The following is a 22,052-nucleotide window of genomic DNA, read 5'->3' as shown; positions in this document are numbered from 1 at the left end:
TCTTGCGACGGCTTTTTTTATGCCTGTTCCGGGCGTTTGAACACCAGCTCGTTGCCCTGCGAGGCGGCTTCGTCGAAGGCGTAGCCTTCCAGATTGAAGTCCACCAGCTGCTCGCTGCGCGTCAGGCGGTTTTTGATGATAAAGCGGCTCATCAACCCGCGCGCTTTTTTGGCGTAGAAGCTGATGACCTTGTACTTGCCGTTCTTCTCGTCGAGGAACACCGGCTTGATCAGCGCGCCATGCAGTTTGGCCGGCTTCACCGCCTTGAAATACTCGTCGGACGCCAGGTTGACCACCACGTCGTCGCCCTGCTGCTCCAGCGCTTCGTTGAGTTTTTGGGTGATCTGATCGCCCCAGAAGCTGTACAGGTCTTTGCCTTTCGGGTTTTCCAGCTTGATGCCCATCTCCAGCCGGTACGGCATCATCAGATCGAGCGGGCGCAGCACGCCATACAGGCCGGACAGCATGCGCAAATGCTGTTGGGCGAAGTCGAAATCGGCTTCGTTGAAATCCTGCGCCTGCAGGCCGGTATAAACATCGCCCTTGAAGGCCAGCAGCGCCTGGCGGGCGTTGTCCGGGGTAAATTTCGGCTGCCATTCGCTAAAGCGCGCGGCGTTGAGCCCGGCCAGCTTGTCGCTGATGCTCATCAGGCTGGCGATTTGCGCCGGCGTCAGCTCGCGGCAAATTTTGATAAGCCGCTGAGACTTGTCCAGCAGTTCGGGCTGCGTGAAGCGTTGTGTCGCCAGCGGGCTTTCGTAATCGAGCGTTTTTGCAGGGGAAATAATAACGAGCATGGCCAGATCCTGTTTATCCAAGTGCGCATACTGTAGCAAAAAGCGCGGAAAAAAGGGGCAATCGGTCCAATAGGCGGGGCGCGCATCGCACACGCCCCGGAAAATTCAGCGCGGCGGCTGTTGATCGTCCCACACGCCCGGCTCCAGCTGCGACTTCAGCTCCGGATAGCGGTTGGCATCGAAGGTCGGCAGTTTGCCCAGGCGGCGCTGGCGGTGGTAATCGTCGGCCAGCTTCAGCGCCACCCGCGACAGTAGCAGGATCGCCGTCAGGTTGGTGATCGCCATCAATGCCATGGAGGTATCCGCCATTTTCCACACCAGCGGCAGCTCCGCCAGCGCGCCGAACATCACCATGCCCAGCGCCACGCAGCGGAAGATCAGCAGGCCGCCCGGGTGGTTGTGCTCGAGGAACACCAGGTTGCTCTCGGCATAGGCGTAGTTGGCGATGATCGAGGTAAAGGCGAAGAAGAAGATGGCGATGGCGACGAACGGCGCGCCCCAACTGCCGACGGCGGTCGACAGCGCGCGCTGGGTCAGATCGATGCCGCTGATGCTGTCGGTCGGCTGATCGAGAATGCCGGAGGAGAGGATGATCGCCGCGGTGGCGCTGCAGATGACGATGGTATCGATAAACACCCCGAGCATCTGCACGTAGCCCTGTGAGGCGGGATGCGGCGGATAAGGCGAGGCGGACGCCGCGGCGTTTGGCGCCGATCCCATGCCGGCTTCGTTGGAGAACAGGCCGCGCTGCACGCCCTGGGTCATCGCTTGAGAAATGCCGTAACCGACCGCGCCTGCCGCGGCTTCCTGCAGGCCGAAGGCACTTTTGAAGATCAGCGTCAGGATCGCCGGCATGTGTTCGATGTTATGGCCAATCACCCAGAGGGCCAGCAGCAGGTAGGCGCCGGCCATCAGCGGCACCACCAGCTCGGCCACTTTGGCGATGGAGCGGATGCCGCCGAAGATCACCACGCCGCTCAGCACCACCAGGCCGATGCCGACATGCAGCGGCTGTAAGTGGAAGGCGACGGCGGAGGCCTGCGCGATGGAGTTGGCCTGTACGGCGTTGAACACCAGACCGAAAGCGATGATCAGGAAAATGGAAAACAACACGCCCATCCAGCGCATGCCAAGGCCTTTTTCCATGTAGTAGGCCGGGCCGCCGCGGTAGTTGCCGTTATCGTCCTTGGTTTTGTAGAGCTGCGCCAGCGAGCTTTCCACAAATGAGGTGGCCATGCCGATAAACGCTACCACCCACATCCAGAAGATGGCGCCGGGGCCGCCGGCGGTCAGGGCGATGGCGACGCCGGTCAGATTGCCGGTGCCGACGCGCGCGGCCAGCGTGGTGCACAGCGCCTGGAAAGAGGAGATGCCGGCGCTGTCGCTTTTATTGCTGTTTTTCAACACCGAGAACATGTGGCTGAAGTGGCGGAGCTGAATAAAGCGGGTGCGCAACGTGAAGTAAATGCCGGTGCCAAGCAGCAGATAAATCAGCACCGACCCCCACAAAATGTTGTTTATAAAATTCATCAGGTCCGTCAAGGGATCCCTCCTCTTATCGAAATTTAATGCGCACCTGGCAGCATCCACCGCAGGTGAAAAACATTGGCCTATTTTTTACAAGAGCTTAGCTGGAATCGGTCCGGCGTCAGTCGATTAAGATTTTTCGCAGATTAGCGGACGAATTGCATCAATTTTTTCGAATTTAACATAATTTATTCGGGTGATAGCACGTTATTGCCTTTTCATCCGCTCGGTAATGGCGAAAGATATCGGCGTAAACGGTTGCTCGCCCAAGGATAAAACAGATGCTTGCGCGCCGCGGTTTTCCAGCCTTGCACCGGGCTTGGCGCATGTTATTATCAGGGCAGGGCATGGTTGAACAATGCCAAAAGTTCATGCACAAACGATGAGATAATGCCAACATGACCGACAAATTAACTTCCCTGCGCCAGCTGACTACGGTGGTTGCAGATACGGGTGATATCGCGGCAATGAAGCTGTATCAACCGCAGGACGCCACAACCAACCCTTCGCTGATCCTCAATGCAGCCCAAATTCCTGAATACCGCAAACTGATTGACGAAGCCATCGCCTGGGCGCGCGGCCAGAGCAGCGATCGCGAGCAGCAGATCGCCGACGCCGCCGACAAGCTGGCGGTCAACATCGGTCTGGAGATCCTCAAACTGGTTCCGGGCCGCATCTCCACCGAGGTGGACGCGCGTCTGTCTTACGACACCGTGGCCAGCGTGGCCAAGGCCAAGCGCCTGATCAAGCTGTACAACGAAGCCGGCATCAGCAACGATCGCATCCTGATCAAACTGGCTTCGACCTGGCAGGGCATCCGCGCGGCGGAGCAGCTGGAGAAAGAAGGCATCAACTGTAACCTGACCCTGCTGTTCTCCTTCGCTCAGGCTCGCGCCTGCGCCGAAGCCGGCGTTTACCTGATCTCGCCGTTCGTCGGCCGTATCCTCGACTGGTACAAAGCCAACGGCGACAAGAAAGAGTTTGCGCCGCATGAAGATCCGGGCGTGATCTCCGTGACCGAGATTTACCAGTACTACAAACAGCACGGTTACAACACCGTGGTGATGGGCGCCAGCTTCCGTAACGTCGGCGAAATCATCGAGCTGGCCGGCTGCGACCGCCTGACTATCGCCCCTGCGCTGCTGAAAGAGCTGGCGGAGAGCGAAGGCGCGCTGGAGCGCAAACTGTCTTACACCGGTGAAGTGAAGGCGCGTCCTGCCGCACTGACTGAACCTGAGTTCTACTGGCAGCACAACCAGGATCCGATGGCGGTTGAAAAACTGACCGACGGCATCCGCAAGTTCGCCGTAGACCAGGGCAAACTGGAAAAAATGATCGCCGACCTGCTGTAATCGCCGCAGATCGCACAGTAAAAAGGTGGCTCAGGCCACCTTTTTTTATGCCCGGCGCTCCCGCCGGCGGGGGAAGCCCTTATACTCTCGGCAATGACAACAGAGCGGGGGACGAACCCGTTCGGACCCCATCAGGCAGTAGAGGTTACGCATGGATATTTTACGTATTGGTTTGGTTTCCGTTTCCGACCGCGCTTCCGGCGGCGTTTACCAGGATAAAGGCATCCCGGCGCTGGAAGAGTGGCTGAGCGGCGCGCTGGCAACGCCGTTCAAGCTGGAAACCCGACTGATCCCCGATGAGCAGACGCAGATTGAACAAACGCTGTGTGAGCTGGTGGATGAAATGGGCTGCCATCTGGTGCTGACTACCGGCGGCACCGGGCCGGCGCGCCGCGACGTCACCCCCGACGCCACGCTGGCGATCGCCGATCGCGTGATGCCCGGCTTCGGCGAGCAAATGCGTCAGATCAGCCTACACTATGTGCCAACGGCAATTCTTTCTCGTCAGGTGGGCGCGATCCGTAAACAGGCGCTGATCATCAACCTGCCCGGTCAGCCGAAGTCGATCAAGGAGACGCTGGAAGGGGTGAAGGATGAGCAGGGCAATGCGGTGGTACACGGCATCTTCGCCAGCGTGCCTTATTGCATTCAACTGCTCGACGGGCCTTACGTCGAAACGCACGCCGCGGTGGTAGCAGCATTTCGGCCAAAGAGCGCGCGCCGCGAGATAAACCTCTAAATTTCAGCGTTCTGCGACATCGGCTTCAGTCCGTCTGGTGTGAAAATAATTTGCCGCTATAGTAAGGATTCTTTTACAGAAAGCCTGCGGCTTTTATTTTTACAGCCTTTACCGACGGTGCCCTATGCCTCACGACACTAATCGCCGGCTGAACCGGCAAGACTACAAAACGCTGACGTTGGCCGCGTTGGGCGGCGCGCTGGAGTTTTACGACTTCATCATCTTCGTGTTCTTCGCTGCCGTGGTCGGCGATCTGTTCTTCCCGGCGGACATGCCGGAGTGGCTGCGGTTGGTGCAGACTTTCGGCATTTTCGCCGCCGGCTATCTGGCCCGCCCGCTGGGCGGCATCGTGATGGCGCACTTCGGCGATCTGGTCGGCCGCAAGAAGATGTTTACCCTGAGCATTCTGCTGATGGCGTTGCCGACGCTGGCGATGGGCCTGCTGCCGACCTACGCCAGCATCGGCATCGCCGCGCCGCTGCTGCTGCTGTTGATGCGCGTGCTGCAAGGGGCGGCGATCGGCGGGGAAGTGCCGGGCGCCTGGGTCTTCGTCGCCGAACACGTGCCGCGCCGGCGCATCGGCTTCGCCTGTGGCACGCTGACCGCCGGGCTGACGGTCGGCATCCTGCTGGGTTCGGTGGTAGCGACGGTGATCAACACCACGCTCAGCCCGCAGAGCATCGCCGGCGGCGGCTGGCGCATTCCTTTCCTGCTGGGCGGCATGTTCGGCCTGGTGGCGATGTACCTGCGCCGCTGGCTGCAGGAAACGCCGATCTTCATCGAGATGCAGGCGCGTAAAGCGCTGGCCGAAGAACTGCCGTTGAAATCGGTGGTGCTCAACTACAAACGGGAAGTGGCGGTATCGATGCTGCTGACCTGGCTGCTCTCCGCCGGCATCGTGGTGGTGATCCTGATGACCCCGACCTATCTGCAAAAACAGTTCGGCATCGCGCCGGCGTTGACGCTGCAGGCTAACAGCATCGCCACCATCATGCTGATCGCCGGCTGCATCGTCGCCGGCGTGTCGGCCGATCGTTTCGGCGCCAGCAAAACGCTGGTGGTCGGCAGTTTGCTGCTGGCCGGCTGCAGCTGGCTGTTTTATCAAACGGTGGGCGTACGCCCGGAAATGCTGTTCGCCTGCTATGCCCTGGTGGGGTTCAGCGTAGGCGTGGTGGGGGCTGTGCCGTACGTGATGGTGCGGGCATTCCCGGCGGAAGTGCGGTTTACCGGCATCTCGTTCTCATATAACGTCTCGTACGCTATTTTCGGCGGTTTAACCCCTATTTTTGTGACGCTTATCATGAAATTAACTCCGTTAGCGCCCGCTTACTACGTACTGGCGCTGTCGCTGATCGGGCTGCTGCTCGGTGTCTACCTGCATCGCGACCTCAACAGCGAAGCCGGAGAGCGGCAAGCCGATTCTTACAGCTAAAAAAAAGCCCTGCATCGCAGGGCTTTTCGTTAAGGGGGGCGATTACGCCGTGACCGGCGATGCCGCGACGCGAGCCGGAGCCGGTTCGCCAATCGGCAGCACGGTGCGGCCATACTGCTCGTTGAGCACTTCTGCCATCGCCAGGTAGATGGCGCTGGCACCGCAGATGATGCCTTCATAGCCGGCGAAGGTCAGCAGCGCGTGGTTGCCGGTGATGTTGCCGACGGCCAGCAGGGCGAACAGCAGCGTCAGGCTGGCGAACACGAACTGCAGCACGCGGTTGGCGCCGAGAGTACCGAAGAACATGAACAGGGTGAAGACGCCCCACAGCGCCAGGTAGATGCCCAGCACGTGCGCCTCGGTGGCTTCAGCCAGGCCCAGGCGCGGCAGCAGCAGCAGGCCGACCAGGCTCAGCCAGAAGCTGCCGTAGGCGGTAAACGCGGTCATGCCGAAGGTGTTGCCCTTCTTGTATTCCAGCAGACCGGCCAGGATCTGGGCCAGGCCGCCGAAGAAAATTCCCATGCTGATGATGGCGGAGTTCAGTGGGAAAAAGCCCGCGTTGTGCAGGTTCAGCAAGACGGTGGTCATCCCGAAGCCTATCAGGCCGAGAGGGCCGGGATTCGCCAACTTGTTGGTGTGCATAAGTCCTCTGCGATAACAGAAAATTAACGGAAACAGCGAAGTAAAATAATAAATGGTCTGAATGGCCAAAAAATCGAAGTTTTCCATCAGAGCGCGCGCATCATAATGATCCCCGCAGCCGGAAACAATGATCTGAATGACGATAAAAAAAGAAATTTTTTTCGCCTTGCCCCTTGATGCCGGATTGGATGGCCCCATCTTATTTGCAACCGCAGTTGCTAACCGCGGGTCGCACTGAGATATCGGGCAGTTGAAAAGTAAAAAATCGCCCGCATATAGGTTAGCAACCTGACTGATTATGAATTTTTTAGTGGAGACGTTTAGATGGGCAAAATTATTGGTATCGACCTGGGTACTACCAACTCTTGCGTAGCAATTATGGATGGTGCCAAGGCACGCGTGCTGGAAAACGCCGAGGGCGACCGCACTACTCCTTCTATTATCGCATATACCCAGGACGGTGAAACTCTGGTTGGCCAGCCGGCTAAGCGTCAGGCAGTGACCAACCCTGAAAACACCCTGTTCGCCATCAAGCGCCTGATCGGTCGCCGCTTCCAGGATGAAGAAGCGCAGCGCGACAAAGCGATCATGCCGTACAAAATCGTCGAAGCCGACAACGGCGACGCCTGGCTGGAAGTGAAAGGCCAGAAAATGGCTCCGCCGCAGATCTCTGCGGAAGTGCTGAAGAAAATGAAGAAAACGGCGGAAGATTACCTGGGCGAACCGGTAACTGAAGCGGTTATCACCGTACCGGCTTACTTCAACGACGCCCAGCGTCAGGCGACTAAAGACGCCGGCCGCATCGCGGGTCTGGAAGTAAAACGCATCATCAACGAACCGACCGCTGCGGCCCTGGCCTACGGTCTGGACAAAGAAGTCGGCAACCGCACCATCGCGGTTTATGACTTGGGCGGCGGTACTTTCGATATCTCCATCATCGAAATCGACGACGTTGACGGCGAAAAAACCTTCGAAGTGCTGGCGACCAACGGTGACACCCACCTGGGCGGCGAAGACTTTGACAGCCGTCTGATCAACTATCTGGTGGAAGAGTTCAAGAAAGATCAGGGCATCGATCTGCGCAACGATCCGCTGGCGATGCAGCGTCTGAAAGAAGCCGCTGAGAAAGCGAAGATCGAGCTGTCTTCCGCGCAGCAGACCGACGTTAACCTGCCGTACATCACTGCAGACGCGACCGGTCCAAAACACATGAACATCAAAGTGACTCGCGCCAAACTCGAGTCGCTGGTTGAAGATCTGGTGGCGCGCTCCATCGAGCCGCTGAAAGTGGCGCTGAAAGACGCAGGCCTGTCGGTTTCCGACATTCAGGACGTGATCCTGGTGGGCGGCCAGACCCGTATGCCAATGGTGCAGAAGAAAGTTGCAGACTTCTTCGGCAAAGAGCCGCGTAAAGACGTGAACCCGGACGAAGCGGTTGCCGTGGGCGCTGCGGTACAGGGCGGCGTGTTGGCCGGTGATGTGAAGGACGTTCTGCTGCTGGACGTTACCCCGCTGTCGCTGGGTATCGAAACCATGGGCAGCGTGATGACACCGCTGATCACCAAAAACACCACTATCCCGACCAAGCACAGCCAGGTGTTCTCTACCGCTGAAGACAACCAGTCTGCGGTAACCATCCACGTGCTGCAGGGTGAGCGTAAGCGCGCCAGCGATAACAAATCTCTGGGCCAGTTCAACCTGGACGGCATCCAGGCGGCACCGCGCGGCATGGCGCAGATCGAAGTGACCTTCGATATCGATGCCGACGGCATCCTGCACGTGTCTGCCAAAGACAAGAACACCGGCCGTGAGCAGAAGATCACCATCAAGGCATCTTCTGGCCTGAACGAAGACGAAATCCAGAAAATGGTGCGCGACGCCGAGCTGAACGCTGAAGCGGACCGCAAGTTCGAAGAGCTGGTGCAGACTCGTAACCAGGCGGATCACCTGATCCACGGCACTCGCAAGCAACTGGAAGAAGCGGGCGACAAACTGCCGGCGGAAGACAAAACGGCGATCGAAGCAGCGCTGAAAGATCTGGAAGCGGCGGTGAAAGGCGAAGACAAAGCCGAGATCGAAGCGAAGACTCAGGCGCTGGTGCAGGTTTCCGGCAAACTGCTGGAAATGGCTCAGGCGCAGCAGGCTCAGCAGGGTGCTGACGCCGGCGCGGACAACGCGGCGCAGAAAGACGACGACGTGGTTGACGCCGAGTTCGAAGAAGTTAAAGACAAAAAATAATCGCCCTTAAGCGGGCACGGGGCGGCGAGATGCCGCTCCCGGAAACCAGCACGGGCGTCGAGGCAACTCTGCGCCCGTGCACGCATGTTAAGGGTAAGCGAAAGAATGGCGAAGAAAGACTATTACGAGATTCTCGGCGTCAGTAAGACGGCGGATGAACGTGAGATCAAAAAGGCGTACAAGCGCCTGGCGATGAAATACCATCCTGACCGCAACCAGGAACAAGACGCCGAAACCAAGTTTAAAGAAGTTAAAGAAGCTTACGAAGTCCTGACCGACGATCAGAAACGCGCGGCCTACGACCAGTATGGGCACGCGGCCTTTGAACAGGGCGGCATGGGCGGCGGCGGCTTTGGCGGCGGTGCCGACTTCAGCGATATCTTTGGCGACGTGTTTGGCGACATCTTCGGCGGAGGCCGCCGTCAGCGCGCCAGCCGCGGTTCCGATCTGCGCTATAACATGGAGCTGACCCTCGAGGAAGCGGTACGTGGCGTCACCAAAGAGATCCGCATCCCGACGCTCGAAGAGTGCGACGTCTGCCACGGCAGCGGCGCCAAGCCGGGCAGCTCACCGGTTACCTGCCCAACCTGTCATGGTCAGGGGCAGGTGCAGATGCGCCAAGGCTTCTTCACCGTGCAGCAGGCGTGTCCGCACTGTCATGGTCGCGGTCAGATCATCAAAGATCCGTGCAACAAGTGCCACGGTCATGGCCGGGTAGAGAAATCCAAAACGCTGTCGGTGAAAATTCCGGCCGGCGTGGATACCGGTGACCGCATCCGCCTGGCGGGTGAAGGCGAAGCCGGCGAGCACGGCGCACCGGCGGGCGATCTGTACGTTCAGGTGCAGGTGAAAGCGCACCCGATCTTCGAGCGTGAAGGCAACAACCTGTACTGTGAAGTGCCGATCAACTTCGCCATGGCGGCGTTGGGCGGCGAGATAGAAGTGCCGACGCTGGATGGCCGGGTGAAACTGAAGGTGCCTTCGGAGACCCAAACCGGCAAGCTGTTCCGCATGCGCGGCAAGGGCGTGAAATCGGTGCGTGGCGGCAGCCAGGGCGACCTGCTGTGCCGCGTAGTGGTGGAAACCCCGGTCAATCTGAACGACAAGCAAAAGCAACTGCTGCGTGAGCTGGAAGAGAGCCTGGGTGGCCCGTCCGGTGACAAGAACAGCCCGCGTTCGAAGAGCTTCTTCGACGGGGTGAAAAAGTTCTTTGACGATCTGACTCGCTAACCTTCTGTTTCTGTTGGCTTATGTGCGAACCCCGGGCTTTTGTCCCGGGGTTTTTATTTGTGCGCCAAACCGCTAATTCCCCAATATAAATGTGACTTATTCGTGCTTTTGATCGGTTTTTTCGAGTTATTTAGCATTTATAAACTTATTTTTTCGAACTAAAACGCCATCTATACTCACTTCATGACTGTGGTTCGCAGGGCGCTGCGCCTTGCACAGATTTGGAGAGACGTATTGTGACCAACATTATTCGTCAATTTTTACGTCAGGAAGCCGCGGGCGGCATCATCCTGATCGCGGCGGCGATCGTCGCCCTGATCATGGCCAACACCCCGGCGCAAGGGATCTATCAGGCCTTTCTTAATCTGCCGGTGATGGTGAAGATCGCTTCGCTGGAGATCGCCAAGCCGCTGCTGCTGTGGATCAACGACGGGCTGATGGCCATCTTCTTCCTGGTGGTGGGGCTTGAGGTCAAGCGCGAGCTGATGCAAGGTTCGCTGTCCGGGCGCGACAAGGCGGTGTTTCCGGCGATCGCCGCGCTGGGCGGCATGCTGGCGCCGGCGCTGATTTACTTGCTGTTCAACGGCGCGGACGAAGTCACCCGCCAGGGCTGGGCGATCCCGGCCGCGACCGACATCGCCTTCGCCTTGGGCGTGATGGCATTGCTGGGCAATCGCGTCCCGACCAGCCTGAAAGTGTTCCTGCTGGCATTGGCGATCATCGATGACCTGGGCGTGATTATCATCATCGCGCTGTTCTATACCCACGAAGTGTCGATGGTGGCGCTGGGCGTGGCGGCGGCGGCGACCGCGCTGCTGGCGGTGATGAACTGGCGCGGCGTCGGCAAGACCTCGCTGTACATGATGGTCGGCCTGGTGCTGTGGGTGGCGATCCTCAAGTCCGGGGTGCATGCGACGCTGGCCGGGGTGATTGTCGGCTTTATGATCCCGCTGAACGTGAAGAAGGGGCCATCGCCGTCGGAGACGCTGGAGCATGAGCTGCACCCGTGGGTGGCGTTTATGATCCTGCCGCTGTTCGCCTTCGCCAACGCCGGGGTTTCTCTGCAGGGCGTATCGCTGGAAGGGCTGACGTCGCTGCTGCCGGTAGGGATTGCGGCCGGCCTGTTTATCGGCAAGCCGCTGGGTATTTTCCTCTTCAGCCTGCTGGCGGTGAAGATGGGTATCGCCCGCTTGCCTGAGGGCATCGGCTTCAAACAGGTGTTTGCCGTTTCGGTGCTCTGTGGTATTGGTTTCACCATGTCGATTTTCATCGCCTCGCTGGCTTTCGGCGATGCGGATGCGGCGCTCAGCACCTATTCCCGTCTGGGGATCCTGTTGGGCTCCACCGCTGCGGCGGTAGTCGGGTACGGATTACTGCGCTTGGCGTTGCCGCTGCGAAACGTTGTTAAGGAGAGCCGCTCGTGAGGATGTCGCATATCAACTTTAATCACCTTTACTATTTCTGGCAGGTCTGCAAGGCCGGCTCCGTGGTCGGCGCCGCCGAAGCGTTGTTCCTGACGCCGCAGACCATCACCGGCCAGATCAAAGCGCTGGAAGAGCGGCTGGACGGCAAGTTGTTCAAGCGCCAGGGGCGCGGCTTGGTGCCTTCGGAACTGGGGCAACTGGTGTTCCGCTATGCCGACAAGATGTTTATGCTCAGCCAGGAAATGCTGGATATCGTCAACTACCGCAAAGAGTCCAACCTGCTGTTCGACGTCGGCGTGGCGGATGCGCTGTCGAAGCGGCTGGTCAGCCAGGTATTGGAGGCGGCGGTGGTGGTGGACAACGAGCAGATCCACCTGCGCTGTTTTGAATCGACGCACGAGATGCTGCTGGAGCAACTCAGCCAGCACAAGCTGGATATGATCCTGTCGGATTGCCCGGTGGACTCCAGCCAGCAGGAAGGGCTGTTTTCGCTGAAGCTGGGCGAGTGCGGCATCAGTTTCTTCTGCCGCCAGCCGGCGCCGGAGCTGCCGTTCCCGGCCTGCCTGGAACAGCGCAAGCTGCTGATCCCCGGCCGCCGTTCGATGCTGGGGCGCAAGCTGCTCAACTGGTTCAATACGCAGGGCATCCAGGTGGAGATTCTGGGCGAGTTCGACGATGCGGCGCTGATGAAGGCCTTCGGCATGTACCACAATGCGATTTTCGTGGCGCCGACGCTGTATGCGCAGGATACCTACAACGATGACAACGTGGTGGAGATCGGACGCATCGACAGCGTGCAGGAGGAGTATTACATCATCTTCGCCGAGCGCATGATCCAGCACCCGGCGGTGCAGCGCGTGTGCAACAAAGATTTCTCGGCGCTGTTTTCCTGCTAGCGGTTCGCTGAACGCAGGGCGTAAAAAAACCGGCCTGAGCCGGTTTTTTTATCAAGCAGATAACGAAATGCTTATTGCATTGCGTTGATGCGTGCAGTCAGGTTTGACTTATGACGCGCTGCTTTGTTTTTGTGGATCAGGCCTTTAGCTGCCTGACGGTCCACCAGTGGCTGCATTACCAGGAATGCATTTTGTGCTGCTTCTTTGTCGCCAGCTGCGATAGCTGCGTCTACCTTCTTGATGAAGGTACGCACCATTGAGCGACGGCTTGCGTTATGCTTGCGGCGTTTCTCAGACTGTACGGCGCGTTTCTTAGCTGATTTGATATTAGCCAAGGTCCAACTCCCAAATATATTCTATTGAGGACAATTCAAAGGCCGAGGAATATGCCCTTTTAGCCTTCGTTTGTCAATGGATTTGTGCAAATAAGCGCCGTTTGTACAGGCGGCACTCGCTACGTTGTGATGGCGCAGGATTTTACCAGCTTCGCTCTTGGGAATACAGTGTTTCGCGAGAAAATTCGCCAATGTTTTGCCGCACCGGGCGCAAGCCGTTGGCCGCGGTCGAGAATCGGCCCGGCGGCGCCGGATAAACTGCGGCGAAGCCGTTTCACGCGCAGATTATCTCCGGTATGGTATGTCTATTACATAAAGGCACCAATCGCGGGTTAACCTTACCGGCTGTACAAGGTATAATCCGCCGATTTCCACTGTTTTGAGCCAGCTATGGAGCTAATTCGCGGCATTCACAATATCCGGGCGCGCCACCATGGTTGCGTGCTCACCATCGGCAACTTTGACGGCGTGCATCGCGGCCATCAGGCGTTGCTGGAACAGTTGAAGCAACAGGGGAAACGCCTCGGGCTGCCGGTGATGGTCATGATCTTTGAGCCGCAGCCGCTGGAGATGTTCGCCGCAGACAAGGCGCCGGCCCGTTTGACGCGCCTGCGCGACAAGGCCAACTACCTGGCGCAGGCGGGTGTCGATTACCTGCTGTGCGTCAAATTCGATCCGCGTTTTGCCGCCAACACCGCGCAGGCGTTCGTCGCCGAGCTGCTGGTGGAAAAACTGGGCGTCAAATTCCTGATGGTGGGGGATGATTTTCGCTTTGGCGCCGGGCGTCAGGGCGATTTCCCGCTATTGCAGCAGGCCGGAAAAGAGTACGGCTTCGAGGTGGTCAGCACCCCGACCTTCCGCGAGGGCGAGCGGCGCATCAGCAGCACCGCGATCCGCACCGCGCTGAGCGAGGACGATCTGCCGCTGGCGGAGACCCTGCTGGGCCACCCTTACAGTATTTCAGGGCGGGTGGTGCATGGCGACGAGCTGGGGCGCACCATCGGCTTCCCGACCGCCAACCTGCCGCTCAAGCGCCTGGTGGCGCCGGTGAAAGGGGTATATGCGGTGGAGGTGTACGGCCTGGGGCCGCAGCCGCTGCCGGGCGTGGCCAACATCGGCACGCGCCCGACCGTCGCCGGCGTGCGCCAGCAGCTGGAAGTGCATCTGCTGGATGTCACAATGGATCTTTACGGGCGCCATATTGAGGTGGTGCTCCGCGCAAAATTGCGCAATGAACAGCGGTTTGCTTCGCTCGATGCCCTGAAGCAGCAGATCGCCAATGATGTGGTGACGGCCCGGAAGTTCTTCGGGCTACAGACACCGGTTTAATCTCTATAGCCGAAAACGGAACCGAGAATCTAATGAGTGACTACAAGAATACCCTGAACTTGCCGGAAACAGGGTTCCCGATGCGCGGCGACCTCGCCAAGCGTGAACCTGGCATGCTGCAACGTTGGTATGAACAGGATCTGTACGGGATTATTCGTACTGCCAAAAAGGGCAAAAAAACCTTCATTTTGCATGACGGCCCTCCGTATGCGAACGGCAGCATTCACATTGGTCACTCGGTTAACAAGATTCTCAAAGACATTATCATCAAGTCGAAAGGGATGGCCGGCTTCGACTCGCCTTATGTGCCGGGTTGGGACTGCCACGGCCTGCCGATCGAACTGAAGGTTGAACAGCTGTATGGCAAGCCGGGCGAGAAGCTGACGGCGGCCGAGTTCCGCCAGAAGTGCCGCGAATACGCGGCCGAGCAGGTTGAGGGCCAGAAGAAGGACTTCATCCGTCTGGGCGTGCTGGGCGATTGGGATCGTCCTTACCTGACCATGGACTTCAAAACAGAAGCCAACATCATCCGCGCGCTGGGCAAGATCATCAGCAACGGCCACCTGTTGAAAGGCGCCAAGCCGGTTCACTGGTGCACCGACTGCGGATCGTCGCTGGCGGAAGCGGAAGTGGAGTACTACGACAAGACTTCGCCGTCGATCGACGTGAGCTTCCATGCGGCCGATGCGGCTGCCGTGGCGGCCAAGTTCGGCGTGAGCAACTTCAGCGGCTCCATCTCCCTGGTTATCTGGACCACCACCCCGTGGACCCTGCCGGCCAACCGCGCGATCTCGCTGCACCCGGACTTCACCTATCAGCTGGTGCAGGTTGACGGCCAGTGCCTGATCCTGGCGGCCGAGCTGGTGGAAAGCGTGATGAAACGCGCCGGCATCACCGAGTGGACGGTGCTGGGCAGCTGCAAAGGCGCCGATCTGGAGCTGCTGCGCTTCAAACACCCGTTCATGGACTTCGACGTGCCGGCGATCCTCGGCGAGCACGTGACGCTGGACGCCGGTACCGGTGCGGTGCACACCGCGCCAGGCCACGGCCCGGACGACTTCGTGATCGGTCAGAAATACGGTCTGGAAGTGGCCAACCCGGTGGGGCCGAACGGCTGCTACCTGACCGGCACCTATCCACTGCTGGACGGCAAATTCGTCTTCAAGGCCAACGATCTGATCGTCGACCTGTTGCGTGAGAAAGGCGCGCTGCTGCACGTCGAGAAGTTCCTGCACAGCTATCCGTGCTGCTGGCGCCACAAGACGCCGATCATCTTCCGCGCCACGCCGCAGTGGTTCATCAGCATGGATCAGAAAGGCCTGCGTCAGCAGTCGCTGGAAGAGATCAAGGGCGTGCAGTGGATCCCGGATTGGGGCCAGGCGCGCATCGAAATGATGGTCGCCAACCGCCCGGACTGGTGCATCTCGCGTCAGCGCACCTGGGGCGTGCCGATGTCGCTGTTCGTGCATAAAGAGACCGAGCAGCTGCACCCGCGCAGCGTCGAGCTGATGGAAGAAGTGGCCAAGCGCGTCGAGCAAGACGGCATTCAGGCCTGGTGGGATCTGGACGCGGCCGACATCCTCGGCGCGGAAGCCGCCGACTACGTGAAAGTGCCGGATACGCTGGACGTGTGGTTCGACTCCGGCTCCACTCACGCCTCGGTGGTTGACGTGCGCCCTGAGTTTAACGGTCACGGCGCCGACATGTATCTGGAAGGCTCCGACCAGCATCGCGGCTGGTTCATGTCATCGCTGATGATCTCCACCGCGATGAAGGGCAAAGCGCCTTACAAGGAAGTGCTGACCCACGGCTTCACCGTCGACGGCCAGGGCCGCAAGATGTCCAAGTCGATCGGCAACACCGTCAGCCCGCAGGACGTGATGAACAAGCTGGGCGGCGACATTCTGCGTCTGTGGGTGGCGTCGACCGACTACACCGGCGAGATCGCGGTGTCCGACGAGATCCTCAAGCGTTCCGCCGACTCTTATCGCCGCATCCGCAACACCGCGCGCTTCCTGCTGGCCAACCTGAACGGGTTCGAGCCGAGCACCGATTGCGTGGCGCCGGAAGACATGGTGGTGCTGGATCGTTGGGCGGTCGGCCGTGCGCTGGCGGCGCAGCGGGATATCGAGCAGGCTTACGCCAACTACGATTTCCACGAAGTGGTGCAGCGTCTGATGCAGTTCTGTTCGGTCGAGATGGGCTCGTTCTATCTGGATATCATCAAGGATCGCCAGTACACCGCCAAGAGCGACAGCGTCGCCCGCCGCAGCTGCCAGACCGCGCTGTATCACATCGTGGAAGCGCTGGTGCGCTGGATGGCGCCGATCATGTCGTTCACTGCGGACGAGATCTGGGGCTTCATGCCGGGCAAACGCGCGCAGTACGTGTTCACCGAAGAGTGGTACGACGGCCTGTTCGGGCTGGCGGAAGGCGAGCCGATGAACGACGCTTTCTGGGCCGAGTTGCTGAAAGTGCGCGGCGAAGTGAACAAGGTGCTGGAGCAGGCGCGTGCCGACAAACGCCTCGGCGGTTCGCTGGAAGCGGCGGTGACGCTGTATGCCGATAGCGAGTTGGCGGCGCGTCTGAACAGCCTGCAGGATGAGCTGCGCTTTGTGCTGCTGACCTCTGCGGCAAGCGTTGCGCCATTGGCGGATGCGCCGGCCGACGCACAGGCTTCCGAGCTGCTGAAAGGGCTGAAGATCGCCTTCAGCACGGCGCCGGGTGAGAAGTGCCCGCGCTGCTGGCATTACACCACCGATATCGGTCTGGTGGCGGAACATGCAGACATCTGCGGCCGCTGTGTAAGCAACGTCGCCGGTGACGGCGAGAAACGTAACTTTGCCTGAGAATTCGCGCCTGATGAGTAAACCAATTTGTTCGACCGGCCTGCGTTGGCTGTGGGTTGTGGTGGCGGTGCTGGTGCTGGATTTCGGCAGCAAACAGTGGATCCTCGCTAACTTTGCGCTGGGCCAGTCCCAGCCGTTGATCCCGTCGTTCAACCTGTTTTACGCGCGCAACTACGGCGCTGCGTTCAGCTTCCTGGCCGACCATGGCGGCTGGCAGCGCTGGTTCTTCGCCGGCATCGCCATCGCCATCGTCGCGGTGCTGCTGGTGATGATGTACCGCAGCACTGCGCAGCAGAAGCTGAACAACATCGCCTACGCCTTTATTATCGGCGGGGCGTTGGGCAATCTGTTTGATCGCCTGTGGCACGGTTTCGTGGTCGACTTCATCGACTTCTACGTCGGTGATTGGCACTACCCGACCTTCAATCTGGCGGACAGCTTTATCTGCGTGGGTGCGGCGATGATCGTGCTGGAAGGTTTCCTGTCGCCGGCGAGCAAAGGCGCAAAGAGTAAAGGTGAGTAATATGACGGCTCAGGTTATCAGTGACAGCGCGGTGCTGGTTCACTTTACGCTGAAACTGGAAGACGGTTCGACCGCCGAATCCACCCGCAGCAGCGGCAAACCGGCGCTGTTCCGTCTGGGGGACGGCAGCCTGTCGGCGCCGCTGGAAGCGCATTTGCTCGGCCTGCGCGCGGGCGACAAATGCGCCTTTACCCTGCAGCCGGAAGCGGCGTTCGGCGCGGAGAACCCGGATCTGGTCCAGTTCTTCTCGCGCCGCGACTTCGCGGAAACCGGCGTGCCGGACGTGGGCACCATCATGCTGTTTACCGCCATCGACGGCAGCGAAATGCCGGGCGTGGTGCGCGCGGTGGCGGAAGACTCGATCACCGTCGATTTCAACCATCCGCTGGCGGGTCATCCAGTGACCTTCGATATCGAAGTGCTGGAGATCGATCCGCAGCAGGAGGAGACGCATGCAAATATTGCTGGCTAACCCGCGCGGCTTCTGCGCCGGGGTCGATCGTGCGATCAGCATCGTGGAACGCGCGCTGGAGCTGTATGGCGCGCCGATCTACGTGCGGCATGAAGTGGTGCACAACCGCTACGTGGTCGACAGCCTGCGTGAGCGCGGCGCGGTGTTTATCGAAGAGATCGCCGAAGTGCCGGACGGTTCTATCCTGATCTTCTCGGCGCACGGCGTTTCTCAGGCGGTGCGCGCCGAAGCCAAGGCGCGCGATCTGACCATGCTGTTCGACGCCACCTGTCCGCTGGTGACCAAGGTGCATATGGAAGTGGCGCGCGCCAGCCGCCGCGGCACCGAAGCTATTCTGATCGGTCACGCCGGGCACCCGGAGGTGGAAGGCACCATGGGCCAGTACAGCAACCCGCAGGGCGGCATGTACCTGGTCGAGTCGCCGGATGACGTGTGGAAGCTGCAGGTGAAGGACGAAAATAACCTGTGCTTCATGACGCAGACCACGCTGTCGGTAGATGATACCTCGGACGTGATCGACGCGCTGCGGCAGCGTTTCCCGAGCATTATCGGCCCGCGCAAGGATGATATCTGTTACGCCACCACCAACCGTCAGGAAGCGGTGCGCAATCTGGCCGGCGATGCGGACGTGGTGCTGGTAGTGGGGTCGAAAAACTCCTCCAACTCCAACCGTCTGGCGGAGCTGGCGCAGCGCGTCGGCAAACCGGCTTATCTTATCGACTCGGCGGCGGATATTCAGGAAAGCTGGCTGAGCGAAGCGCGCAACATCGGCGTCACCGCCGGTGCTTCAGCGCCGGACGTGCTGGTGCAGGAGGTGATCTCTCGCCTGAAAGCGCTGGGTGGCCTGGACGTGCATGAGATCAGCGGGCGTGAAGAGAATATCGTGTTTGAAGTGCCGAAAGAGTTGCGCGTGGATGTGCGTCAGATCGATTAAGGTGCGTGAATAACGATAACCACGGGGAGCTCAGGCTTCCCGTTTTTTTTGGCTGGCTGCGGCGTTAAAAATAAAATCCTGCGAATATTCAAATTTTCTGCTAACTAAAGTCAAATTCATTCTGAGCATTTGAAATAGCTTCTGCGTAATTAATTATATGGTCTGACAATAAAGTCATTAATCAGAATATCATTAGTCTGCAATCTAAATGAGCCTGGTGTTGGCAGCGTGATTACAATAATTACAATAGTGATGTTGCAGATGTTTCTTATTTTATTCTTGGCGAATCTGTTCTATGTCGTTTAATCCTTTCTTCTGTAAATAGATCTTCATATGCTCCAGTAATCGTCGCACTTTTAATGGCTGGATCTCCCTGCGCGGCATTATGGCATAGCAATTAATTTCCGGTAATCGCCAGTCGGGCAATATTTCTATCAGTTCGCCGCTGCGCAATTCTCGCTCAACGTTGGCGAAGAAATTGCGAATGATGCCTTTGCCGGTCAGCGCCAGTTCCTTCATCGCCATGCCGCTGTTGGTGAACAAGCGACCGGTCATGCGCATGCGGTGCTCGCCGCCGTCGCGGTGGATCAGACGAACAAACTGCGGGTTGCCGAGCGGTGTAAAGGTGACCCATTGGTGGTGCGTCAGCGCCTGTGGCGAATCCGGCACGCCGTGATGCGCCAGGTAAGCCGGCGAGGCGCACAGCACTTCGCGGCAGCGCGCCAGCCGCGTGGAAACGTAGCTGGAGTCCGCCAGCACGCCGCCGCGTATCGCCAGATCGATGCGCTGCGTGATGAGATCTATCTTCTCATCATGGATTTCCAACCGCAGCGTGAGGCGGGGATGTTCGTCGAGAAAACTTTGCAGCGCCGGCACCAGGTAGTGAGTGGCGAATTCGGTGGAGGTGGCGACGCGCAGCTCGCCGACCAGTTCGCCGCGCAGCGCGGCGATCCGTTGTTGGCCTCGTTCGGCGGCGTGGATCATCAACAGGCAATCTTCATAAAAGCACAGCCCGGCTTCGGTCAGACTCAATGAGCGCGTCGAGCGCAGCAGTAATTGAATGCCCAGATGTTCTTCCAACTGGCGAATATGCTGGCTAACGGCGGAAGTCGTCATGCCCAATTCTTTTGCCGCCATGCTGAATGCGCCGCAATCGACCACTTTTGAGAAAATGGCCATACGTCTTAAAATATTGCTCATAGTTTGTTAAGCACAACTTAACCAAGATTGTGAGTTATACGGGCTAATAATATAGCACCATCTCTTCTATATTGCCTGAAGCATATAAACGCCGGGCTGGTTATTATTCCGCAGGGATTTTTCTCTTTTTGATAAATCTTATTGCGCTTATCAATAATACACCCGCGCCACATCGCAACAGGAGCTCATTGTGGACAGCGCTCAGAAAGAAGAAATATCGTTAAAGATACTACGTGAATTATTGCAATACCGTCGCCGCTTCCCCGGCGGTGATGGCACCTCGATTGCCGATGAAGAGCGGCGGGTCACCCAGGTGCAATTGCCGCGCATTCGGGCATTCATTGAAAACGAACAGCGCATCGAGTTCGTGCTGCCCGCCTTTCCGACCAAATCGCCTAATGCCAACAAGGTGATCGGCGCGGTGCCGGACATGGCGGAGCGTCTGTCGCTGATCTTCCTCAATTCGCTGTGCCAGCGCATTCAACTCTACTACCCGCCGGGCGCGCATATCGTTATCTGCTCCGACGGCCACGTGTTCGGCGATCTGATCCGCGTCAGTGACGAAGCGATCAACCACTACCAGCGCGAAATTGAAAACCTGCTGCATGAAGTGGGCGCGACGCATCTCAGCGTATTCAACCTCGGGGATGTCAAAGGCCTGGCCGAACATACCGATGATTACGATCTGCTGCGCCAACTGTTGGTGGAAGGCTATGCCGAACCGGAGGAGGCGATCAAGCAACAGCTGATGCAGGACGAACAGGGCTTACTGCTTTATCGCGCCATCACGCGCTTCCTGTATGAAGATAGCCAACTGCCGGGTTACAGCGGTTCCAACGCCGCACTGCAGAAAGACGCCAAACAGCGCGCCTGCGGGGTTATTCAGCGCAGCTGGGCCTGGGGCAACCTGCTGGCGCAGCACTTCCCGGCGGCGATCCGCCTGTCGATTCACCCGCAGCCGGTCGACAGCCTGAAGATGGGTATCCACATGATGCCGACCAAAGACGATTGGTTGACGCCGTGGCACGGCGTGGCGGCCAACGTGAACGGCCAGTTCGTGCTGATGAAGCGCAAAGACGCGCAGAGCCTGGACGGCGAACTGGTGGAAATCCGCGGCACGCCGAGCCATTACCTGATCGAACAGCCGCAGATGGCCTGAGCCTCTGCAGGCCTTGCGCCCGAAATCCTGGCGGGCGCGTTTTTGACGGCACGTTGCCGTGTGAGCAGCACATTCGATGCAAGGAGAATCACCGATGAACAACCAACCGCTTGATTGCCACATTCAACTGAATACCCCGTTCGGCGCGATCCTGACGCCGCAGCACCCGGGGCAAAAGATCGGCGAACTGCCGGTGGCGGCACTGCGGGCGCTGGCGCAGGAGCACCACTTGCTGGTGCTGCGCGGATTCGACTCCGGTTTCAGCGACGCGGATGTCCTGACTCGCTATGCCGAACGCTGGGGCGAGATCATGATGTGGCCGTTCGGCGCGGTGCTGGACGTGAAAGAACATCCGGACGCCAAGGATCATATCTTCGACAGCAGCTACGTTCCGCTGCATTGGGATGGCATGTATAAGCCGACCATCCCCGAGTTCCAGCTGTTCCACTGCGTGGCGGCGCCATCGCAGGATGAAGGCGGATGCACCACCTTCGTCGATACCACGCGACTGTTGGCCAACGCGGACGAAGCGCTGCTGGATCAGTGGCTGTCGGTGTCGATCACTTACCGCATTAAGCAGGTGGTGCACTACGGCGGTGAAGTCTGTTCGCCGCTGGTGGTGCAGCACCCGAACGGCAGGGGATTGATCATGCGCTACAATGAACCGCCGACGGAAGGCAAAAAATTCCTCAACCAGCATGCGCTGGAATATCACGGTGTGCCGGAGCAACAGCAGGAACAGTTCCACCACACCCTGCAGCAGCACCTGTACGATCCGCGTCACTATTATGCCCACCAGTGGCAGCAGGGCGACGTGGTAGTGGCGGACAACTTCTCGCTGCTGCACGGCCGTGAGGGCTTTACCGCCCGTTCCGCGCGTCATTTGCAGCGCGTGCATATTCAGAGCAACCCGGTGTGCGCCAATCTGGCGCTGAAGCCGGCCAACGCAGAAGCGTAAAGGAGCATTATGGCAAGGA

The 22,052-nt window shown here is 59.0% G+C and carries 19 protein-coding genes; 14 read left to right on the top strand and 5 right to left on the bottom strand.

What is annotated here, in order from left to right; all coding sequences use genetic code 11:
- Window positions 1-17 precede the first annotated feature (17 nt).
- Together yaaA and AAIE04_RS16555 are read right to left on the bottom strand one after the other, a co-directional pair.
- Window positions 18-794 (bottom strand): peroxide stress protein YaaA, encoded by a 777-nt coding sequence (yaaA, locus tag AAIE04_RS16560; protein WP_025159625.1) that lies wholly within the window; start codon window positions 792-794, stop codon window positions 18-20.
- A 105-nt stretch (window positions 795-899) separates the two neighbouring features.
- The gene (locus AAIE04_RS16555; protein ID WP_063918135.1) at window positions 900-2,336 is read right to left on the bottom strand and encodes an alanine/glycine:cation symporter family protein; all 1,437 of its coding nucleotides are present in this window, start codon (window positions 2,334-2,336) and stop codon (window positions 900-902) included.
- Window positions 2,337-2,719: 383 nt separating this feature from the next.
- On the opposite strand from AAIE04_RS16555, the gene tal reads away from it, so the two are divergent.
- The 3 genes from tal to AAIE04_RS16540 all read left to right on the top strand — a co-directional run bounded on the left by tal (window position 2,720) and on the right by AAIE04_RS16540 (window position 5,844).
- Window positions 2,720-3,673 (top strand): transaldolase, encoded by a 954-nt coding sequence (gene tal / locus AAIE04_RS16550; protein ID WP_004932982.1) that lies wholly within the window; start codon window positions 2,720-2,722, stop codon window positions 3,671-3,673.
- A gap of 151 nt (window positions 3,674-3,824) precedes the next feature.
- A complete protein-coding gene (mog, locus tag AAIE04_RS16545) occupies window positions 3,825-4,412 on the top strand; it encodes a molybdopterin adenylyltransferase (protein WP_004932980.1) in 588 nt (195 codons plus the stop codon).
- A gap of 124 nt (window positions 4,413-4,536) precedes the next feature.
- Window positions 4,537-5,844, top strand: a complete 1,308-nt coding sequence (locus AAIE04_RS16540; protein WP_019455017.1) for an MFS transporter — start codon at window positions 4,537-4,539, stop codon at window positions 5,842-5,844.
- A gap of 42 nt (window positions 5,845-5,886) precedes the next feature.
- Here AAIE04_RS16540 and satP read toward each other — a convergent pair whose 3' ends face one another.
- Window positions 5,887-6,486, bottom strand: coding sequence for an acetate uptake transporter (satP, locus tag AAIE04_RS16535; RefSeq protein WP_498577354.1), 600 nt, complete (start codon window positions 6,484-6,486; stop codon window positions 5,887-5,889).
- A gap of 324 nt (window positions 6,487-6,810) precedes the next feature.
- On the opposite strand from satP, the gene dnaK reads away from it, so the two are divergent.
- From dnaK to nhaR, 4 genes are all read left to right on the top strand, one after another.
- Window positions 6,811-8,724, top strand: coding sequence for a molecular chaperone DnaK (dnaK, locus tag AAIE04_RS16530; protein WP_004932972.1), 1,914 nt, complete (start codon window positions 6,811-6,813; stop codon window positions 8,722-8,724).
- A gap of 105 nt (window positions 8,725-8,829) precedes the next feature.
- Entirely contained in the window at window positions 8,830-9,954 is a 1,125-nt protein-coding gene (dnaJ, locus tag AAIE04_RS16525) for a molecular chaperone DnaJ (protein WP_004932969.1), read from the top strand.
- 236 nt (window positions 9,955-10,190) lie between these two features.
- Window positions 10,191-11,378, top strand: a complete 1,188-nt coding sequence (nhaA, locus tag AAIE04_RS16520; protein WP_498577353.1) for a Na+/H+ antiporter NhaA — start codon at window positions 10,191-10,193, stop codon at window positions 11,376-11,378.
- Window positions 11,375-12,274: a transcriptional activator NhaR gene (gene nhaR / locus AAIE04_RS16515; protein WP_025159627.1), complete on the top strand. Its 900-nt coding sequence runs from the start codon at window positions 11,375-11,377 to the stop codon at window positions 12,272-12,274. The genes nhaA and nhaR overlap by 4 nt, the downstream gene beginning before the upstream one ends.
- 71 nt (window positions 12,275-12,345) lie before the next feature.
- Here nhaR and rpsT read toward each other — a convergent pair whose 3' ends face one another.
- Window positions 12,346-12,609 (bottom strand): 30S ribosomal protein S20, encoded by a 264-nt coding sequence (gene rpsT / locus AAIE04_RS16510; protein ID WP_004932960.1) that lies wholly within the window; start codon window positions 12,607-12,609, stop codon window positions 12,346-12,348.
- A gap of 390 nt (window positions 12,610-12,999) precedes the next feature.
- Here rpsT and ribF point away from each other — a divergent pair, with 390 nt between their 5' ends.
- Genes ribF through ispH form a run of 5 tightly spaced genes read left to right on the top strand, consistent with a single transcriptional unit; the run spans window position 13,000 to window position 18,716 of the window.
- A complete protein-coding gene (ribF, locus tag AAIE04_RS16505; protein ID WP_019455021.1) occupies window positions 13,000-13,938 on the top strand; it encodes a bifunctional riboflavin kinase/FAD synthetase in 939 nt (312 codons plus the stop codon).
- 32 nt (window positions 13,939-13,970) lie between these two features.
- A complete protein-coding gene (ileS, locus tag AAIE04_RS16500; RefSeq protein WP_019455022.1) occupies window positions 13,971-16,787 on the top strand; it encodes an isoleucine--tRNA ligase in 2,817 nt (938 codons plus the stop codon).
- Between the two features lie 13 nt (window positions 16,788-16,800).
- Window positions 16,801-17,310, top strand: coding sequence for a signal peptidase II (gene lspA / locus AAIE04_RS16495; RefSeq protein ID WP_019455023.1), 510 nt, complete (start codon window positions 16,801-16,803; stop codon window positions 17,308-17,310).
- A gap of 1 nt (window position 17,311) precedes the next feature.
- Window positions 17,312-17,782 carry an FKBP-type peptidyl-prolyl cis-trans isomerase gene (fkpB, locus tag AAIE04_RS16490; RefSeq protein ID WP_019455024.1) on the top strand — a complete coding sequence of 157 codons (471 nt, stop codon included), beginning with the start codon at window positions 17,312-17,314 and terminating at the stop codon, window positions 17,780-17,782.
- Window positions 17,763-18,716 (top strand): 4-hydroxy-3-methylbut-2-enyl diphosphate reductase, encoded by a 954-nt coding sequence (gene ispH, locus AAIE04_RS16485; RefSeq protein WP_004932946.1) that lies wholly within the window; start codon window positions 17,763-17,765, stop codon window positions 18,714-18,716. Before fkpB ends, ispH begins: the two co-directional genes overlap by 20 nt.
- A gap of 273 nt (window positions 18,717-18,989) precedes the next feature.
- Here the strand turns inward: ispH and AAIE04_RS16480 are convergent, their stop codons facing one another.
- Entirely contained in the window at window positions 18,990-19,895 is a 906-nt protein-coding gene (locus AAIE04_RS16480; RefSeq protein ID WP_498577352.1) for a LysR family transcriptional regulator, read from the bottom strand.
- A 211-nt stretch (window positions 19,896-20,106) separates the two neighbouring features.
- Between AAIE04_RS16480 and pvcA the strand changes: the two genes are divergently transcribed.
- A complete protein-coding gene (gene pvcA / locus AAIE04_RS16475; RefSeq protein ID WP_063918138.1) occupies window positions 20,107-21,075 on the top strand; it encodes an L-tyrosine isonitrile synthase in 969 nt (322 codons plus the stop codon).
- A gap of 94 nt (window positions 21,076-21,169) precedes the next feature.
- Entirely contained in the window at window positions 21,170-22,033 is an 864-nt protein-coding gene (locus tag AAIE04_RS16470) for a TauD/TfdA dioxygenase family protein (protein ID WP_019455027.1), read from the top strand.
- Window positions 22,034-22,052 lie beyond the last annotated feature (19 nt).

The organism is Serratia sp. Ae19-1 (assembly GCF_059801225.1).
This window is presented reverse-complemented; position numbering and strand designations above follow the sequence as displayed.

What these genes read in the sequence shown, in the direction of transcription:
- yaaA (WP_025159625.1), bottom strand. Translation starts at nt 794, where the DNA reads ATGCTCGTTATTATTTCCCCTGCAAAAACGCTCGATTACGAAAGCCCG.
- tal (WP_004932982.1), top strand. Translation starts at nt 2,720, where the DNA reads ATGACCGACAAATTAACTTCCCTGCGCCAGCTGACTACGGTGGTTGCA.
- mog (WP_004932980.1), top strand. Translation starts at nt 3,825, where the DNA reads ATGGATATTTTACGTATTGGTTTGGTTTCCGTTTCCGACCGCGCTTCC.
- AAIE04_RS16540 (WP_019455017.1), top strand. Translation starts at nt 4,537, where the DNA reads ATGCCTCACGACACTAATCGCCGGCTGAACCGGCAAGACTACAAAACG.
- satP (WP_498577354.1), bottom strand. Translation starts at nt 6,486, where the DNA reads ATGCACACCAACAAGTTGGCGAATCCCGGCCCTCTCGGCCTGATAGGC.
- dnaK (WP_004932972.1), top strand. Translation starts at nt 6,811, where the DNA reads ATGGGCAAAATTATTGGTATCGACCTGGGTACTACCAACTCTTGCGTA.
- dnaJ (WP_004932969.1), top strand. Translation starts at nt 8,830, where the DNA reads ATGGCGAAGAAAGACTATTACGAGATTCTCGGCGTCAGTAAGACGGCG.
- ribF (WP_019455021.1), top strand. Translation starts at nt 13,000, where the DNA reads ATGGAGCTAATTCGCGGCATTCACAATATCCGGGCGCGCCACCATGGT.
- ileS (WP_019455022.1), top strand. Translation starts at nt 13,971, where the DNA reads ATGAGTGACTACAAGAATACCCTGAACTTGCCGGAAACAGGGTTCCCG.
- lspA (WP_019455023.1), top strand. Translation starts at nt 16,801, where the DNA reads ATGAGTAAACCAATTTGTTCGACCGGCCTGCGTTGGCTGTGGGTTGTG.
- fkpB (WP_019455024.1), top strand. Translation starts at nt 17,312, where the DNA reads ATGACGGCTCAGGTTATCAGTGACAGCGCGGTGCTGGTTCACTTTACG.
- ispH (WP_004932946.1), top strand. Translation starts at nt 17,763, where the DNA reads ATGCAAATATTGCTGGCTAACCCGCGCGGCTTCTGCGCCGGGGTCGAT.
- AAIE04_RS16480 (WP_498577352.1), bottom strand. Translation starts at nt 19,895, where the DNA reads ATGGCCATTTTCTCAAAAGTGGTCGATTGCGGCGCATTCAGCATGGCG.
- AAIE04_RS16470 (WP_019455027.1), top strand. Translation starts at nt 21,170, where the DNA reads ATGAACAACCAACCGCTTGATTGCCACATTCAACTGAATACCCCGTTC.